This window comes from Flavobacterium sp. ACAM 123, from assembly GCF_000264055.1.
Taxonomy (GTDB): Bacteria; Bacteroidota; Bacteroidia; order Flavobacteriales; family Flavobacteriaceae; genus Flavobacterium.
This window is the reverse complement of the sequence record NZ_AJXL01000082.1, coordinates 1-16,872: the sequence shown is the minus strand read 5'-3', so window position 1 is coordinate 16,872 and position 16,872 is coordinate 1. Positions and strand designations below refer to the sequence as shown.

General features: G+C 36.7%; 15 protein-coding genes. 2 read left to right on the top strand and 13 right to left on the bottom strand.

The genetic code is table 11. The features are described from left to right. Positions 1–736: 736 nt before the first annotated feature. The 12 genes from A3SG_RS0113670 to recR form a co-directional block, all read right to left on the bottom strand. Positions 737–1,741 (bottom strand): mannose-1-phosphate guanylyltransferase, encoded by a 1,005-nt coding sequence (locus A3SG_RS0113670; RefSeq protein ID WP_016990577.1) that lies wholly within the window; start codon positions 1,739–1,741, stop codon positions 737–739. A gap of 90 nt (positions 1,742–1,831) precedes the next feature. Next, entirely contained in the window at positions 1,832–2,179 is a 348-nt protein-coding gene (locus tag A3SG_RS0113665) for a four helix bundle protein (protein ID WP_016990576.1), read from the bottom strand. A gap of 120 nt (positions 2,180–2,299) precedes the next feature. Beyond that, positions 2,300–2,728: an adenylyltransferase/cytidyltransferase family protein gene (locus A3SG_RS0113660; RefSeq protein WP_016990575.1), complete on the bottom strand. Its 429-nt coding sequence runs from the start codon at positions 2,726–2,728 to the stop codon at positions 2,300–2,302. A gap of 186 nt (positions 2,729–2,914) precedes the next feature. Further along, positions 2,915–4,198, bottom strand: a complete 1,284-nt coding sequence (locus A3SG_RS0113655) for a nucleotide sugar dehydrogenase (protein WP_016990574.1) — start codon at positions 4,196–4,198, stop codon at positions 2,915–2,917. A 539-nt stretch (positions 4,199–4,737) separates the two neighbouring features. Next, complete coding sequence (locus A3SG_RS23000; protein ID WP_316945253.1) at positions 4,738–4,914, bottom strand: hypothetical protein; 177 nt, start codon at positions 4,912–4,914, stop codon at positions 4,738–4,740. Further along, positions 4,892–5,206, bottom strand: a complete 315-nt coding sequence (locus A3SG_RS19955) for a UpxY family transcription antiterminator (RefSeq protein WP_316945252.1) — start codon at positions 5,204–5,206, stop codon at positions 4,892–4,894. Before A3SG_RS19955 ends, A3SG_RS23000 begins: the two co-directional genes overlap by 23 nt. Positions 5,207–6,490: 1,284 nt before the next feature. Then, a complete protein-coding gene (locus A3SG_RS0113645) occupies positions 6,491–7,882 on the bottom strand; it encodes a UDP-glucose 6-dehydrogenase (protein ID WP_029596816.1) in 1,392 nt (463 codons plus the stop codon). A gap of 216 nt (positions 7,883–8,098) precedes the next feature. Next, on the bottom strand, positions 8,099–8,473 hold the full coding sequence (locus A3SG_RS0113640) for a four helix bundle protein (RefSeq protein ID WP_029596815.1): 375 nt from the start codon (positions 8,471–8,473) through the stop codon (positions 8,099–8,101). Between the two features lie 216 nt (positions 8,474–8,689). Then, positions 8,690–9,673, bottom strand: coding sequence for an SDR family oxidoreductase (locus tag A3SG_RS0113630; RefSeq protein WP_016990571.1), 984 nt, complete (start codon positions 9,671–9,673; stop codon positions 8,690–8,692). Positions 9,674–9,698: 25 nt separating this feature from the next. Beyond that, complete coding sequence (locus tag A3SG_RS0113625) at positions 9,699–12,167, bottom strand: polysaccharide biosynthesis tyrosine autokinase (RefSeq protein ID WP_016990570.1); 2,469 nt, start codon at positions 12,165–12,167, stop codon at positions 9,699–9,701. A gap of 15 nt (positions 12,168–12,182) precedes the next feature. Next, entirely contained in the window at positions 12,183–12,974 is a 792-nt protein-coding gene (locus A3SG_RS0113620; protein WP_016990569.1) for a polysaccharide biosynthesis/export family protein, read from the bottom strand. Between the two features lie 70 nt (positions 12,975–13,044). Continuing rightward, on the bottom strand, positions 13,045–13,665 hold the full coding sequence (gene recR / locus A3SG_RS0113615; protein ID WP_016990568.1) for a recombination mediator RecR: 621 nt from the start codon (positions 13,663–13,665) through the stop codon (positions 13,045–13,047). A 265-nt stretch (positions 13,666–13,930) separates the two neighbouring features. On the opposite strand from recR, the gene A3SG_RS0113605 reads away from it, so the two are divergent. Beyond that, a complete protein-coding gene (locus A3SG_RS0113605) occupies positions 13,931–15,439 on the top strand; it encodes a sodium:solute symporter (protein ID WP_016990567.1) in 1,509 nt (502 codons plus the stop codon). 138 nt (positions 15,440–15,577) lie between these two features. Here the strand turns inward: A3SG_RS0113605 and A3SG_RS0113600 are convergent, their stop codons facing one another. Continuing rightward, positions 15,578–15,943, bottom strand: coding sequence for a CoA-binding protein (locus A3SG_RS0113600; RefSeq protein WP_016990566.1), 366 nt, complete (start codon positions 15,941–15,943; stop codon positions 15,578–15,580). A 175-nt stretch (positions 15,944–16,118) separates the two neighbouring features. Between A3SG_RS0113600 and A3SG_RS0113595 the strand changes: the two genes are divergently transcribed. Beyond that, the gene (locus A3SG_RS0113595) at positions 16,119–16,748 is read left to right on the top strand and encodes a MarC family NAAT transporter (protein ID WP_016990565.1); all 630 of its coding nucleotides are present in this window, start codon (positions 16,119–16,121) and stop codon (positions 16,746–16,748) included. The last annotated feature ends 124 nt before the right edge of the window (positions 16,749–16,872 follow it).

Sequence of the window (16,872 nt, the reverse complement as noted above, 5' to 3'; positions counted from 1 at the left end):
AGAAAAGAATATTTTCAAGAAAACCACTAGCCATTCAATACCCTAACACTCGCCCTTAGATAAAAAGCATGAAAAACAACGAAAAAGCAAAGTGGCAGCAGTCCGCGACTTGAGGACGAAGGACGAACGGCTCGGGCTGCGGAACGGCGCTTTGAGGTAGTTTTTGCGCTTTTAATTTTCAGGCTTGATCTTTTGTTTCCGTCACCCTGAGCGAAGTCGAACGGGTTGATCAAGACAAAAGAAAAGAATAAGAATGAAAAAAAGTCGCCTACTGCTAAAATGAAAAAGTAATCAAGGGATGATTCCTGCTTCAATGGGACAAAGTTGGAAGCAAAAAGTGAATTTATTGTAAAAAGTGATGGTGTGAGCAACTCGTGGAGATGCTTCCTGCGGCAGCATGACAAAGATTGAACTATGTTATTTGGAGATTACATTTGCTGCTAATTGCGCACGTGTTTTGTCATTCAGACAGAGGAGGAATCTCATTAATAAGTGCAAATCGTGGGGATTCTTCCTGCCTCAGTAGGACAAAGATTGGGATGAAAAGTAAGTTTGTGGGGAAAATGATGGTGTAAGCAACTCGTGGAGATGCTTCCTGCGTCAGCATGACAATGTTAAAGAGTAAAAGCGAGTTTATTGTAAAAGTAGTTTTACGAGCAACTTGAGGGAATGCTTCCTGCGTAAGCATGCCAAAGTTGTGGATGTTATTCACAATCAAGTAAAAATACAGTCCAACTTAGTTCAACAAATCTGGGTTGTTTCTTTCCAATTCATTATACACCGTCTTCACATCTTGAGAAAACTCTTTTTTCAAAATCAAGTTGGCTGTTGGAGTAGAGACAAAAATACAGTCTTTCATTCCTATGAAAGCTGTATAATTAGTAGTTCCAATTACCATATTTCCATTTTCATCTACCGGATGTCCTATTGTCAATAAATAGTCATAAACCGATTCAAAAGAACCAAGGTCAGACCAACCAAATTGAGAAGTCACCACTTTAATTTTCTTAGAGCGTTCCATCACTGCATAATCAATGCTAATCGATGGAATATCCAGAGACAGTGCTAAATCTAAATTACCATTGGTATTGCTTTCCCAAGCTAGCTTTGATTTCTCATATACTTCTGGAGTAAATACTTTCAATTCTTCTAATAGCACGCTTGCTTTAAAACAAAACATCCCGCTATTCCAAAGGAAATTTCCTTTGGCAATAAAATCTTGAGCCACCGCCTGATCTGGTTTTTCTCTAAAAGAAATAACATCATCTCCTTTGCGTTCAATATAGCCATATCCCGTTTCCGGCTTCGTGGGAACTATCCCAAAAGTGACGATAGATCCATTTGCTGCTTTTTCTATGGCTTCCTGAATGGCTGCTTCATACAGTTCCATTTCATCAATAATATGGTCTGATGGAGTAATCACTAAAATAGCATCAGGATGGGACGCAAATGCGGCAAAAGCAATAGCCGCTGCAGTATTTCTTGGGGTAGATTCTATGATATCAATGTAGGATGTGTTTGATTTCTCCAATACTTTTTTACTTAAATGGCAATTATCAATGTTTCCCACTACCATCACTTTATCGGCAATATTCCTATTACGCTCAACGGTCATTTCAAACAACGATTTTCCATTAAAAATATCAAGGTACTGTTTGGGTTGGCTTTTGCGCGACAACGGCCACAAACGGCTACCAACACCTCCAGTAAGTATAACATGTGTAATTGAACTCTTTTCCATGTTTTATTCGTTATTCGTTGTTCGTTATTCGTTGTTCGACGTTCGATGGACGGTCAACGAAAATCGATTACCGGTTATGCGGTTATGCGGTTATGCAGTTAACGATTTTATCAATTTATACAACATCATTTTTATTCTTGTACATAATTCAGACAACAACTTATAATCATCTTCCGAGAGGTATCCGAGTTCCTTAGATAAAAACAAATGATAATTTGTTTCTTCCAACGAACCTTTTGAAATATACAAGAACTGAACGAATTCCTTTTTATATTGTCTCGCTTGGCCTTCAATAATATTAGTAGGTACACTTGCGGCACTTCTTCTCACTTGACTTGTAAGACCAAATTGCTCTGACTTCGGAAAGTTCTGAGTAACTTTGTAAACGGCCAACGTCAATTGATGCGCTGTTTTCCATACCTCTAAATTGGACTCCATATGTTTTCGATGTTCGTTAATTCGATGTTCGATGTTCGATGTTCGATAGAAAAACGCAAACGTTTTTCGATGTTCGATTATTTGATGGTCGTTGGACGAAAATCGGTCAACGGTGAACGACTACACCCTATCCTTTACTGCTTCTTTCTCAGCCACTTCTTTACGCAAACTGCTGCTCGAAAAACGGTGATCTCGTCCATTGAAATACAATTCAATTCCTTTTTGTTCACAATAGCTGCGTCCCGTAAAGTCCTTTTCTCTGTATTCGTCTCCAATGATTCTAACATCAATTTTAAAAGAGCGTAAAATATCTTCTAGGTCCTGCTCTGTTGCATAAGGAACAATTTCGTCCACATGGGAACAGCCCTTTAGTTGGATATAACGTTCTACCACAGACTGGCTGGGACTGTTCTTCCCCGGTCGGTCTAAGGTAGGATCTGTTTGTAAAGCGACAATTAAATAATCACATTGCCTTTTTGCCTCTTCCAGCATTTTAATATGTCCAGCATGAAGCAAATCGAATGCACTAAATGTTATACCTATTTTCATATGCTTTTCTTTTTTATGTTACACCACGCAAATGTAAACTGTCGTCTTTACCCTAGCAGTTGGGACCGTATTATTATCCCCTTGAAAGGAAATTATTAAAAAAATGAGTTCGCAGGACTTGCCGCTGAGATGAGGTATTGACAACCCATAACAGAAAACAGCTATCCGATAACAATCAAAGCTACCCTACAACCTTCCGTCCACACCATCCCCTAAAACGCCTTTTACATCATAAATCACACTGCTTGTGTTTTGTAATTGGGTTAAGTCTAGGTCTAAAAATTTGCTGTGAGCCACACCCAAAACAAGAGCATCAAATTTTTGATTCGGTACAACATCGGTTGTTGTTAGTTTATATTCTTTAAACACCGCAGCGGGACTGGCTAAAGGATCATAGATTGTCACCGCGATTCCATAATCGGTTAAAGCGGCAACGACATCCACAATTTTTGTATTGCGAACATCGGGACAGTTTTCCTTAAAGGTGATCCCCAGCATTAATAACGAGGCATTGTTAACTGAAATTCCTTTCTTAATCATCAACTTTACGATTTGAGAAGCCACATATTCTCCCATACTGTCATTCAAACGCCTGCCTGCTAAAATAATTTCAGGATGATAGCCTAATTCCTGGGCTTTTTGAGCCAAGTAATAAGGATCGACCCCTATACAATGACCACCCACTAATCCGGGTTTAAACGGTAAAAAATTCCATTTAGTGGCTGCAGCTGCTAATACCTGATTAGTATCAATATTCATTAAATTGAATATCTTCGACAACTCATTAACAAAAGCGATATTAATATCCCGTTGGGAGTTCTCGATTACTTTGGCCGCTTCGGCAACCTTTATGGAAGGGGCTAAATAGGTTCCTGCGGTAATAACGCTTTGATATAATGCGTTTATCTTTTTTCCGGTTTCCAGCGTAGAACCAGAGGTGACTTTTAATATTTTATCTACGGTGTGCTCTTTATCTCCAGGATTGATTCTTTCTGGCGAATAACCCACAAAAAAATCAATATTAAATCGCAATCCCGAAACTCGTTCTAAAACAGGTACACACTCCTCTTCCGTTACCCCCGGATATACGGTTGACTCATAGATGACGATATCTCCTTTTTTAAGCACCTGACCCACCGTTTCACTAGACTTATAGAGCGGTGTTAAATCAGGTCGGTTATTTTTATCTACCGGAGTCGGTACTGTTACAATATAGTAGTTACAGCCTGCAATTTCATCTAAAACCGTGGTGCAATACAAACCTTTACCATGTCCTAGTTTTTCAACTAATACCTTTTGTAAAGTATCCCTATCAATTTCCAGAGTAGCATCTACACCTGATTTCAATTCTGCCACTCGGGACTCATTAATATCAAACCCAACCACAGCATGCTTTGTGGCAAATAACCTGGCTAAAGGTAAACCAACATAACCAAGACCTATAATTGCAATTTTAGAATTCAATTCCATCTTTTTAAACTAATTTATAAAGGGCTTGTTCCCTATGGGGTATGGCTTCGCAGCCCAAACCCACACAAATAGGTTCGAACTATATTTTTTTCAACGTCGCAAATGTAAGTACAATAAGTCGGCTTTTTGTCTTATAATTTTTGTTTCGAATCGAAAAAAAAGTTTACAAAAGAGTGAAAAAATAGTAACACACTGACAATCAATGTGTAATTTAAATTGTTTCTGTTTTTAGGTGCGAACAAAATCACCTAATTTGGTGATATGCAAATTCGTGAGATGAGTATCCAAATTAAGCATCCAAAACGGATACTTAACCCACTTCAAAAAAATACATTCCTTTTTTAAATCAACAGAAACTGCGCCTACATACTCTTCGAAATAATGGAAAAACCCCAAAATCTACAAATTATAGTATGTAAACTTTGGGGTTTTAACCGTTAGAATATTAATTTCTTTTTATAGTAAACGGCAACCGCATCGATAGTCGTTTATCGCTATTAAACGCAGCTGCAACATCGCTCCCTTAAACAGCGTTTTCTTTACTTAATTTTCATTTTTAAAACGCAACCTAATGATGCCAAAACAAGAATATAGTGTGTTTTATTCACTTCCTGAACAATGGCTTCTTGAGCAGAGAAAGGACCGGATTCTAAGGTGATTCTATCTCCTATTTGTATGGCATCCATCTCTACATCATAAGTGTCTGGAGTTTCCAACCATTTTTTTAATAGTCAAAATCTCTTCATCGCGGACAATAGCTGGCTTTCCCAACCAAAACAAATAACGTACCGCCCCTGCAGACTGAAAAACTAAATTCCTTTCGGACTCCGTTAATTGTACAAAGACATAAGAATTAAAAAGTGGTACTATTACCTTCTTTTTTCGGTCAGACCATTGCCGTACCTGAGTAATCAAGGGACAATAGCATTCTATTCCTATCTTTGTTAGTTGCTCCGCTACTTTTTTCTCCCATTTGGGTTTTGTATAGACTACGTACCAGTTTTTCATTTGCGTTGTGTTGAAATAACATCTTGCCGTTATTCTTTTATTTTATATGAATATCTATTTATAATACTCCCTGTTTTTTAGCCAGGAATTACAACAATTGGCACAAATCTATGTATTATTATAGTTGCTGATAAACATTTTAAACTTTAAATTCGAAAATTACTGTTTAAACGGTTTTCAATACCGCTTCCGCTTTTATCATAATAGTACGATTTTATTTTTTTATCTCGCTTAACTTTTATTTTATATGGTGTTCTATGAATCTCACTTCGTATCGGTTTTTCCTATCGCAGCCGCAGCTGCTCGTGGTTCCTCCTCGGCCCGAGGACCACGCTTGTCGGCCAGGCTAAAAACTGTATATTGATTTTAGAGAAAAATAGTGGGGCGAGACTACGATCATTAACGATGTTGCATGTCATTGCGAGAAACGAAGCTATCTCATAAAGAGAGTTCGTTAGCGTAATTTATTTCGAAGTTGTCTCGAGAAGTACTTTTATAAGATAGTGCTAGCATTATAATTAAGTCCGGCCAAAAACAACCGGCCGAACTACGCTTCTCGATACGTTTCAAAATTAAAATTTTGAAATACTCGAAGAGACTACTTTGGCAAGTGAAGGATTATCGTTTTCCAAAACTCAATAAGGCTGTTCTAGGTTTTTGACAAAGAGTTTACGTATCACTTCGAGATAGCCCCGATACTTTTACTAGAAGCATTGATATAAAATAGCGATAGCGTTTTTATTAAAACACTATGATTTTACTTTTTTTCTTGATCAACCCGTTCGACTTCGCTTAGGGTGACGGTAACAACGAACTACTCCTGCTTTATTGTTGTTTTTTTAGTATTCATGACTCGAGCCTGAAAGGCGAACGGATGAAGTAATCTTCGATTTCATTGCTAACTATTTTTAGGTAAAAATAGTAGCGCTGGATAACTGTCATTAATGATAGCGATTGTGGTTTAGGAATTACCCACCCTCTATAGAGTACGTCAGTTCGAGTGTTTTTATGAAATAGCGATAGCGTTTTTATAAAAATGTATCGAGAACCTTTTACCAAACTACACTTCTCGATACTTTTCAGCACTTTCAATTCCCCTCTTGAAATCGAAGATTCAACGACACTCCAAACAAAGTAACATTAGGAAATATAGGGGCTGGGGTGTATTTTCAACATTATCCGACTTATAATAATTATGTAGTTCGTAATTTTCTAATATAATCAACAAACTACAACCCTCGCCACTTCGTCTCCCTCTCCTTCGGAGAGGGCTAAGGTGAGGACCTAAGAACCTATCGCTTGATACACGAATCCGATTTTTTCCAAAGCCGGACCGTTCAATACATTTCTCCCATCAAAAACAAAAGCAGGCTTTTGCATGGAGTCATAGATGCGTTGCCAATCGTACTGAGTAAACTCATCCCATTCCGTAAGCACCGCTATGGCATGTGCTTCATTGCAAGCTGCATAAGGGTCTTCAAATGACGAGAGGCTACTCGCATTCTTTTCAGTGGTTCTCGTTTCTAGATAATCCAAATCAGCCAGCATTTTCTTTCTAGACACTTTAGGATCATAAATGGCAATTTTTGCATTTTCGTTAATCAGATCATCCGCCACATAAATAGCTGCAGATTCTCTGGTATCGTTGGTATCTTTTTTGAATGCCCATCCTAAAAACGTGATTTTCTTATCAGAAACGGTATTGTAAAGTGTTTGCACAATATTATTCGAAAAACGTCTTTTTTGATGATCGTTCATGATGATGACTTGCTCCCAATAATCAGCCACTTCGTTCAGCCCATACGATTTTGCAATGTAAACCAAGTTTAATATGTCTTTTTGGAAACAAGAGCCTCCAAAACCAACCGATGCTTTGAGAAATTTCGATCCTATGCGGCTGTCCATTCCTATGGCTTTTGCAACTTCATTCACATCAGCACCTGTTTTCTCACAAAGTTCCGACATGGCGTTGATGGAAGAGATTCTTTGCGCCAAAAATGCGTTAGCGGTCAACTTCGACAATTCAGATGACCATACATTAGTAGTCAATATTTTATCTTCTGAAACCCAATTCGAATACACATCGACAAGGGCTTGTATTGCTTTTTGACCTTCTTCAGTAATATCCCCGCCTATTAATATCCTATCCGGATTCAAGAGATCTTGAACCGCTGTTCCTTCGGCAAGAAATTCTGGATTGGATAGAATTTGGAATTGTACCCCATTTCCTGTACTGTCTAAAATACTTTTTATGGCTTCAGCAGTACGTACTGGCAGTGTTGATTTCTCCACCACGATTTTATCATCCTTGGCAACTTTAGCAATTTGTCTCGCACACAACTCGATGTACTTTAAGTCAGCTGCCATACCTTTCCCTTTTCCATAGGTTTTGGTAGGTGTATTAACGGAGATAAAAATAACTTGCGCTTCGTCAATAGCTTTTTCAATATTAGTAGAAAAAAATAAGTTTCTTCCTCTTGCTTCTCCCACAATTTTATCCAAGCCTGGTTCGTAAATAGGAATGTTATCTAAATTCTCATCGTTCCAAGCCGCAATTCGCTCTTCATTTAAGTCAACAACTGTAACTTGTATTTGTGGGCATTTTTGCGCTATAACTGCCATTGTAGGTCCACCAACATATCCAGCTCCAATGCAGCAAATTTTTGTAATTTTCATTTATTCTGTTTTTCTTTGTTCTTTGTTCTCTGTTCTCTGTTCTCTGTCCTCTGTTCTCTGTCCTCGGTTTTCTGTCCTCGGTTTTCGGTATCGTGTTCTCGCTACTTGCTTTTCTGTTAAAATTAATACTCAATCATATAGTTTATCATCTAATAACGGATAACACACAACAGATAACGGGTAACGGATAACCCATAACAGACAACGGACAACTCTTTACTCAAATTTATTCCAATTATTTTCAACATAACGTAAAAAGGAAAATAATTTCGCACCCAATATATCGTACTCTTTTTGAAGAGCAATCATTTCAATCGATAGGTCTGGGTAAAGCACTATTAATTTTTCTATATGGCAAATTGTTTCCAAATTACTCGCATGAGAGTACGTTAAAAACTTGATAAAGTCCATCTTATATCGTTTTCTTCCGTATCCTTCTACAATATTAGTTACCACAGAATCAGAAGACCTCCTAATTTGGCTCCCTAATTCGTATAATTCATACTTTGGCAACCTTAATGAAAGACGATGAGTTCTGTAAAACAAAGACAACGCTAAAGTGTATATATCTAAATCTTTGTAACTTTTCATGTTTTCGGTTTTCGGTTTTCGGTTTTCGGTTTTCGGTTTTCGGTTTTCGGTTTTCGGTTTTCGGTTTTCGGTTTTCGGTTTTCGGCACTTCGTGCCTTACTATCTGTGCTCAATTGGAAATAATTCTACATCCTATAACTCAACATATACTAACAGATAACCCATAACTGACCACAAATAACTCATAACAGATAACTCATAACAGATAAAAGCAAACTACTTCAAATTATTCCAATACCAGTCAATCGCTTCTTTCAATCCTTGCTGTAAAGAAAATTGTGGATCATAACCCAATAACTCTTTTGCCTTAGCAATACTAGCCAAAGAATGTGGTATATCTCCTGCTCTATTTGGACCATAGGCTACTTCAGCATCTGCTATTGTAGAATCATATTTTGCTAAATATTCCTTTAAATAATTCACCAAATCATTTAAGGTGTTTCTATCTCCAAAAGCCGTATTATAAACGGTATTCAGCGCCGCTGGGTTTTCTGCAGTCATTGCCAATTCATTCATCTGAATGACATTTTCAATGTAAGTGAAATCACGGGAATAATTCCCGTCTCCGTTGATGGTAATCGTTTCATGATTCATCAATTGCATCACAAACTTCGGAATAACGGCTGCATAGGCTCCGTTAGGATCTTGTTTCCGACCAAACACATTAAAATAACGCAATCCTATTGTTTCCAAGCCGTATGTTTTACTGAAAATATCAGCATACAGTTCGTTTACATATTTCGTTATTGCATACGGAGAGAGTGGCTTTCCAATTACATCCTCCAGCTTTGGCAATCCAGCTGAATCTCCATAGGTAGAAGAGCTGGCTGCATACACAAAACGTTTCACTTTAGCATCCGAAGACGCCACTAGCATATTCAAGAAACCGGAAACATTTACGGCATTGGTTGCAACCGGATCATTAATAGAGCGCGGCACAGAACCCAAGGCGGCCTGATGCAACACATAGTCAACGTTTTTTACCGCATTTTGACAATCAACGGCATTTCGTATATCACCTTCAATCAGTTGAAAATTTGGATTATTGATAAAATCTTTTAAATTATGTCTGTGGCCCGTGGCAAAATTATCCAAGCAAATTACTTCATTTCCTTTAGATAAAAAGTACTCACAAAGATTAGAACCAATGAACCCAGCTCCGCCCGTAATTAATATTCTGCTTTTTACTCCCTCTTTCATTTATAATACTTTAAAAATTATGCTATTATTTTTTTCGTTTTGTACCCCATTTTTTGATGATTGCGTAATAAAAATTCCTTGGCTTCTCTTCATCAGTATATCCATTTGAATACGGACCATAGCCATAGCCGTACCCATATCCATACCCGTAACCAGCGCCATATTTAGCCTTGTTTTCAAAACCATTGAAAATAATGCTGGCATTTTCAAGCTCACCCCTTTTTATCCGATTATTAAGTAAAGTGATCATTTCCTTTTTGGAAAAATTTTGCCTTACAATGTATAAGGTAACATCTGAATATTGGGAAAGTTCCAAAGCATCAGAAACTAATCCCACTGGTGGTGTATCCAAAATGATATAATCGTAGGTTTTCTTTAGTTCCTCAATCAATTCACCCATTCGATCGCTCATAATCAATTCGGAAGGATTAGGAGGTACCGGCCCGGAAAGAATCACATCGAGATAAGGGATCTGAGTATGATTTATAATTTCATCTACCGTTTTTTGCCTGATTAAATAGTTGACAATTCCCACTTCATTGGATAAATTAAATTCATCAAATAACTTGGGTTTTCTTAAATCACAGCCTATTATCACCGTCTTTTTTTCGCTTAACGCAAAAACGGTAGCAATATTTATGGAACAGAATGTTTTTCCTTCTCCGCTGACTGATGATGTTATCATCAGAGTTTTGGCACCGCCTACATTTTGTTTTTTGTATAAATATTGAAGCGAAGAGCGTATTGCCCTAAAGGATTCAGACAATGCTGATTTGGGTCTGTCAAAAACCGCCAAGTCCGAAATTTCTTTATTCAGACCTACCACTCCAATCAAAGGAATTTTTGTCAATTTTCCAATATCGTCCGTGTTCTGAATCGAATTATTGATAAAGAAAATAAAAAACACAAACAACAAAGGAAACAGTATTCCTAGAAATAGTGCCAAAACATAATTTGCAGACGTTCGAGGACCGATTTGCCCACCACCAACATCTTTCGCCGGATCGATAAAGTGAATATCAGACAAATTTGCCGCTTTTACAATATCGGCTTCGCTTCTCTTTTGAAGAAAAGTATTGTAGATATTGTCGCTTAAATCATACTTTCTCTTTATTTTTATTAATTCTTGCTGCTCATCCGGAAGTGCCTTAATCGTACTTTCCGTTTGATTAATTTTGTTGTTAACCAAAGACAAATCATATTGTAAAGAAGCTTTTGCAGAAGCAATGTTTTCTAACAGTACATTCTTAATGGATACCATTTGATTATCAAAATCTTTAAATATCTTCTCACTTTTTACGGCATAAGCCATTTCTGATCTTTGGCCCGAAAGCGAAATCAGTTTGGAAACATTAGTGACCACATTAGGATCGTCAATACCTGCTACTGATGGCGCTGGAAGTTTAGAGTAGTCAACGCTGTTTTTTAGATAGGACTTTAGCGTATTGTAATACGTTATTTTACGGGTTACTTCATCTCTCTTGACATCAAATTCGAGCATCTTATCAGAAAATTTAGCTCCTCCTTCTTCAATATCATAGATATTCTTGCCTTTCCTAAATGATTTTAGTTCATTTCCAGTTTCTTTCAACTGCGACTCCATCGCAATTAGTGTACTGTCAATAAAAGCAATTGTATTTGTGGCAAATTGGTTCTTACTGTCCAATTGTCTTTTGATAAGCATTTCTACGGTCGAATTCAGGTATTTAACCATCCTTGCCTTATTAGATCCTTGCATTCCGAGTGTAATTATAGAACCTCCCTTATCGTCTGAACGAACATTCATCCCTTTATACCCCGCGACTGTTCCATTAAAATCACTAAACGAAACAAAATATTCATTGCCTTTATACAGGCCCGGATTATCATTTATTTGTAGTTTCCAATTCAAAAAAGGCAAAGACACCCGTTCGCCAACTTTATATCTCTTGATAAAATCGCCCGTCGCAACAGCAGTATTGCTATAGGAATTATCTGAATAAGTAATTAATGATGCGTTTTGACTTGCAAACGGAATTCTAATTTCATAGAGACTTTCACTCACAAAAGTAATTCCAATCAGACCTCCGGCCAATTGCCCCTTTGATTTATCTATCTCAACATAAAAAGGAACTGCCCCATAGGAGTCTTCGAGCTCGTATTTACCCTGAACTAAATAATTAATATAAAATTGCAGTTTATCGACTACCAGTTCGTTATGAGATCTCGACTGTATTGTGGTTGAAATAGTTTGCACCTGGTCAGAAGTACCGCCCCAATTAAAAACCAAACTGGTATTTGACGTAAACAACGGATTGCTTTCTTCCTTCACAGAGATAAGCGTCTCCATGCTATACACTTTTTCCTTACGAATGTTCACCTGATAGGCGATGGTAAAAGTGATAATTAAGCTTAATAAAAACCATCTCCAATAACTTCCGACTTTTATTAAAAACCCTTTAAAGTCAAAACTAACCTGGTCTTCAAAAATTGAAAAATCTTTTATATCTAACATTTTTTGATCTCTGTTTTAATTTTTAAATAACAAGAAAAACGTCGTTGTAGCAAGTGACAGCACTGTAATAAAAGTCCCCAATGATTCTATCCCCGTCTTTCCGGTTCCCCACGTTTTTTGTTTGAGAGGTTTGATATAAATGTAATCATTAGGCTGTAAATAAAAATAAGGTGAATTCATTACGTTTATATCCGTAAGATCGAGATCATGCATTTGCACTCCCGTTGGCGAGTTTCTGATAATGGTAACCGCTTTTCTGTTTCCTGTTATCGTGATGTCTCCCGCATTTGCTATAGCCTCCATGATAGTTACATTTTCTTGGAATAAAGTTTTAGTTCCCGTACTTCCTATTTCGCCATTGATGGTATACTTGAAGCCGGCTAATTTGACAATAACAAAAATATTAGCCTCTTTTTTAAAATAGTCTGCTAACAATTGCTTTTCAATTTTAACTCTTATTTCATCCAAAGTAAAACCGATGACATTCAGTTCTCCTAAGACAGGCATTCTGATATTCCCGTGATCATCGACCGTAAAACCGTCAAAATACAATCCAGACTCTGATTTCCCTGCATCTCCCTGGTTTGTCGTACTGAAAATAGCTACTAATTTTGGGTCAATTGCCTTGATACTGATGCTCAACACATCGTTAGTTTGTAATCTATATGGCTTAGAAACGATAGCGGAGATCCCTATTTCTGTTTCAGAATTATCTTTTTTCTGCAAGTAAATTAAATCCTGGGTTGGAATGCATGAAGTAAATAACACACTAATACTTAATAAGAAATAGAATATCTGTTTGTTCATTTTTATACTTTATATAACAAATATAGCTTTTCCTTTACTATATCAAAAGTTTAGCTATTTATTAAGACAATTAATTGTTTTTGAAAGACTTTTCAAACGGTACACGCTGCAGTATGCTTCTTCCTAAAGTAACTTCATCAGCATATTCTAATTCATCACCCACAGCAATTCCACGTGCAATTGTAGAGATAACAATATCCGCATCAGCTATCTGCTTATAAATGTAAAAATTAGTGGTGTCACCCTCCATTGTTGAGCTTAAAGCAAAAATAACTTCCTTTACACTTCCAGCCTTTACCTTATCTACTAATGTTACTATACTCAACTGACTGGGTCCAACTCCATCAATAGGAGATATCTTACCTCCTAAAACGTGATAAACCCCTCTAAATTGCCCCGTGTTTTCGATCGCCATGACATCGCGGATATCTTCCACGACACATACAATTTGGTGATTCCTGTTTTTATTGGCACAGATTTCACAAACAGCACTATCTGAGATATTATGACAGTTTGTACAATACTTAATGTCTTCGCGCATGTTTACTAATGCTTGAGCCAAAAAACCGGTTTGCTCTTTGGGTTGTTTCAATAAATGCAGCACTAGACGCAAGGCGCTTCTCTTTCCTATTCCCGGTAATTGAGATATTTCGTTAACTGCTTTTTCTATTAATTTTGAAGAGAATTCCATAACTGCAAATGTAGCAATTTGTTTATTTGTTTAATTAGTTATTTGCTTAATCCCTTACACAAATTCCTATCCGTTGAAATAAAGGAATAAGCAACCTCGGGGAAGAGCTGCTGTTGTCTATTAAAATAATAGCCACAGAATCTAAGATTAACAAATAATTTTTGAAAATAGGCTACTCTTTGAGGAAAATGAAACAGCTGTTTGAGGAACTAAACCTAAGAAGATTCCCTGAAAATTTGTATTTTGGCTTTTCAAAATCCAAAAAATGACACCCTTCGCCATTCTGTCCCTTATCGTTATCTACTTCGGAATATTATTCACTATTTCTCATTTTACCAGTAAAACAGACAGCGGAAATGATGCTTTCTTTAAAGCCAACAAAAACTCTAAATGGTATTTAGTCGCTTTCGGGATGATAGGAACAGCGCTTTCTGGAGTAACTTTTATCTCGGTTCCTGGAGAAGTGGGGGCGCCAAGTGGAGAACAATTTAAATATTTTCAGTTTGTTCTTGGAAATGCAATCGGATTTATATTCATTGCCAAGGTCCTATTGCCTCTATATTATCGCATGAACTTGACTTCTATTTATGGATATATAGAACGCCGCCTAGGAACCTATTCTTATAAAACTGCCGCTTCTATTTTCTTAATAAGCCGCACCATCGGATCCGCATTTAGACTGTATCTTGTTGTAATTGTACTGCAACGTTTTGTATTTGATTTTTACGGAATCCCCTTTGCTGTTACAGTATTGATTTCATTAGCTTTAATATTTGCTTATACCTACCGCGGAGGCTTAAAAACCATCATCATCACTGACACTTTGCAAACATTTTTCTTAATCACCTCTGTTTTTCTGACTATTTATTTTATTTGCCAAAGCTTAAACCTTACTATAATTGAATCTTTTGAAGCCGTTAAAAACAGTAACTATTCTAAAATATTTTTCTTCGAAGACTTTTTATCCAGTAAATTTCACTTTGTAAAACAAATCTTAGGCGGAATTTTCGTCACGATTGCGATGGTAGGATTAGACCAAGACTTAATGCAAAAGAATTTAAGCTGTGCCACCATTGGCGAAGCCCAAAAGAACATGTTTGCTTTCACTGGAATATTTGTACTGATCAATATCTTCTTTTTAAGTGTAGGTGCCTTACTTTATATTTATGCTGCAAAAAACGGAATTGAAGTCCCAACTGATTTGGTAACCGGAAAACCAAGAACCGATTTACTTTTTCCTGAAATCGCCTTTCATCACTTAACCCTGATTCCGTCAGTTATATTCTTACTGGGATTGACGGCAGCTACTTTTGCAACAACAGACTCTGCCTTAACGGCGCTAACCACTTCTTTTTGTGTCGATTTTCTGGGTATGGATAAAACCGAAAACAGGAACAAGCCCACAGCGGTAAGAGCAAGACATTTTACTCATCTTGGCTTTTGCTTTCTACTATTTTTAGTGATTATTTTTTTTAATGCTGTCAACGACAGCTCTGTGGTAGGAATGATTTTTAGGATTGCTTCCTATACCTACGGACCACTACTAGGATTATATGGCTTTGGTCTATTGATGAAAACAAAAACAGTTAAGGATCAATTTGTACCAATTATTTGTTTATTGTCTCCTGCACTAACTTTCCTGTTTAGTGAAAGTTCAAAAGTATTATTTTTTGGATATGTATTCGATAACGAACTAATTATCATAAATGGAATATTCACTTTTATAGGACTGCTGTTAATCAGCAAACCCGCAGTACAAGAAACTCGCTTTTAATTTTTGCACTAAAGCGAATCCATCATTTACTAATTCCATCGCGTCTCGCAGGTAAAGCGAGACGAAATGAATACAGTATTATTGTAAAACCGTGAATTTATTGGGGTATTTCAAACTTTATAAAATAAATTTTGCTCTTTAATACCTATTTGTAGTCAATAGAACCAAGGTACAGGCTACTTCTGACTTTATGTTATTCAGTTCCAAAAGTTGATAAAATTCTGGATTTTCAGTGCCAGGATTAAAAAGCACTCGCTTCGGCTTTGTATCCACTATGTAATTGTAATAATCTTTTTGACTCGCTGGATTTAAGTATAAAGTAATTGTATCTATGTTTTTTAAAGGAATCGCTTTAGTCTGAATTTTTATTCCGGCCACTTCTCCCGCATTTTGACCAATCGCAAGAACAGAATGCCCTTTCTCTACCAGTAAAGTAATCGCTTTGTATGCATATTTCTCTGGTTTTGCTGATGCGCCAAGAACTAAAGTTTTTTTATTTTTCATTATTTTATTAATTTCTTGTAAAAGTACTAAAATACTACAGTCCGTTTTAATTAAAATTAATATCTTTCGATTTCTGATGCTACTAAAACAGGATTATATTCTTCTTATGAGCCCCTTTTCTTTATTCAGAAAAGACTTTTATCGGTACTAGAACTAACTAATTTCACGAAAAAATATGGAACTTTTTATTTATTTGTTTGCTGCACTTTTTTCAGTCATAAATCCTATTGGTACGGTTCCCATTTTTGTCGGGCTTACTCAGGATGATGACAAAAAAGAACGCTCCCGTATTTCACTATGGACGGCTATAAATGTTTTTGTGATTTTGACCATTTCCTTTTTTTTAGGAGAATACGTCTTATCCTTCTTCGGAATTAGCATGGAAGCCTTGCGTATTGCAGGAGGAATTGTAATCGCCACTTCTGGATTTGCGCTACTATCAGGAGAATTTAGTAAGAACAGAGGAGTAAGCAAAAAAGTAGAAAGCGATGCACAAACGAGAAATGATATTGCCTTAACTCCATTAGCAATTCCGATGCTTGCTGGACCAGGATCTATTTCCCTGCTGATCGCATTTTATAGTGAACATCAAGAAACATCTGAAATTATCATATCCGTTTTGGCGATGATAGCAGTTGCTATTGCTATTTTTATCATTTTAAGAAGCGCTCATTATTTGGCTAAAATACTTGGTGCCTCCGGAATTGTGGCTATTTCAAGAATTGTAGGCTTTATTGTAATCGCCATAGGAGTGCAATACATTATCAGTTCGATCCTGACAATCATCAAAACAAATCTGCTGTAATACCAAACGAATTTATGTTTCAATCTAAATCGTTTAATTATAATGCCGATCAAATACTAAAATGTACTTGGACTTTATTGAATATACAATAGGTTTAGAAAGCCAGAACGTAATAATTCAAAAA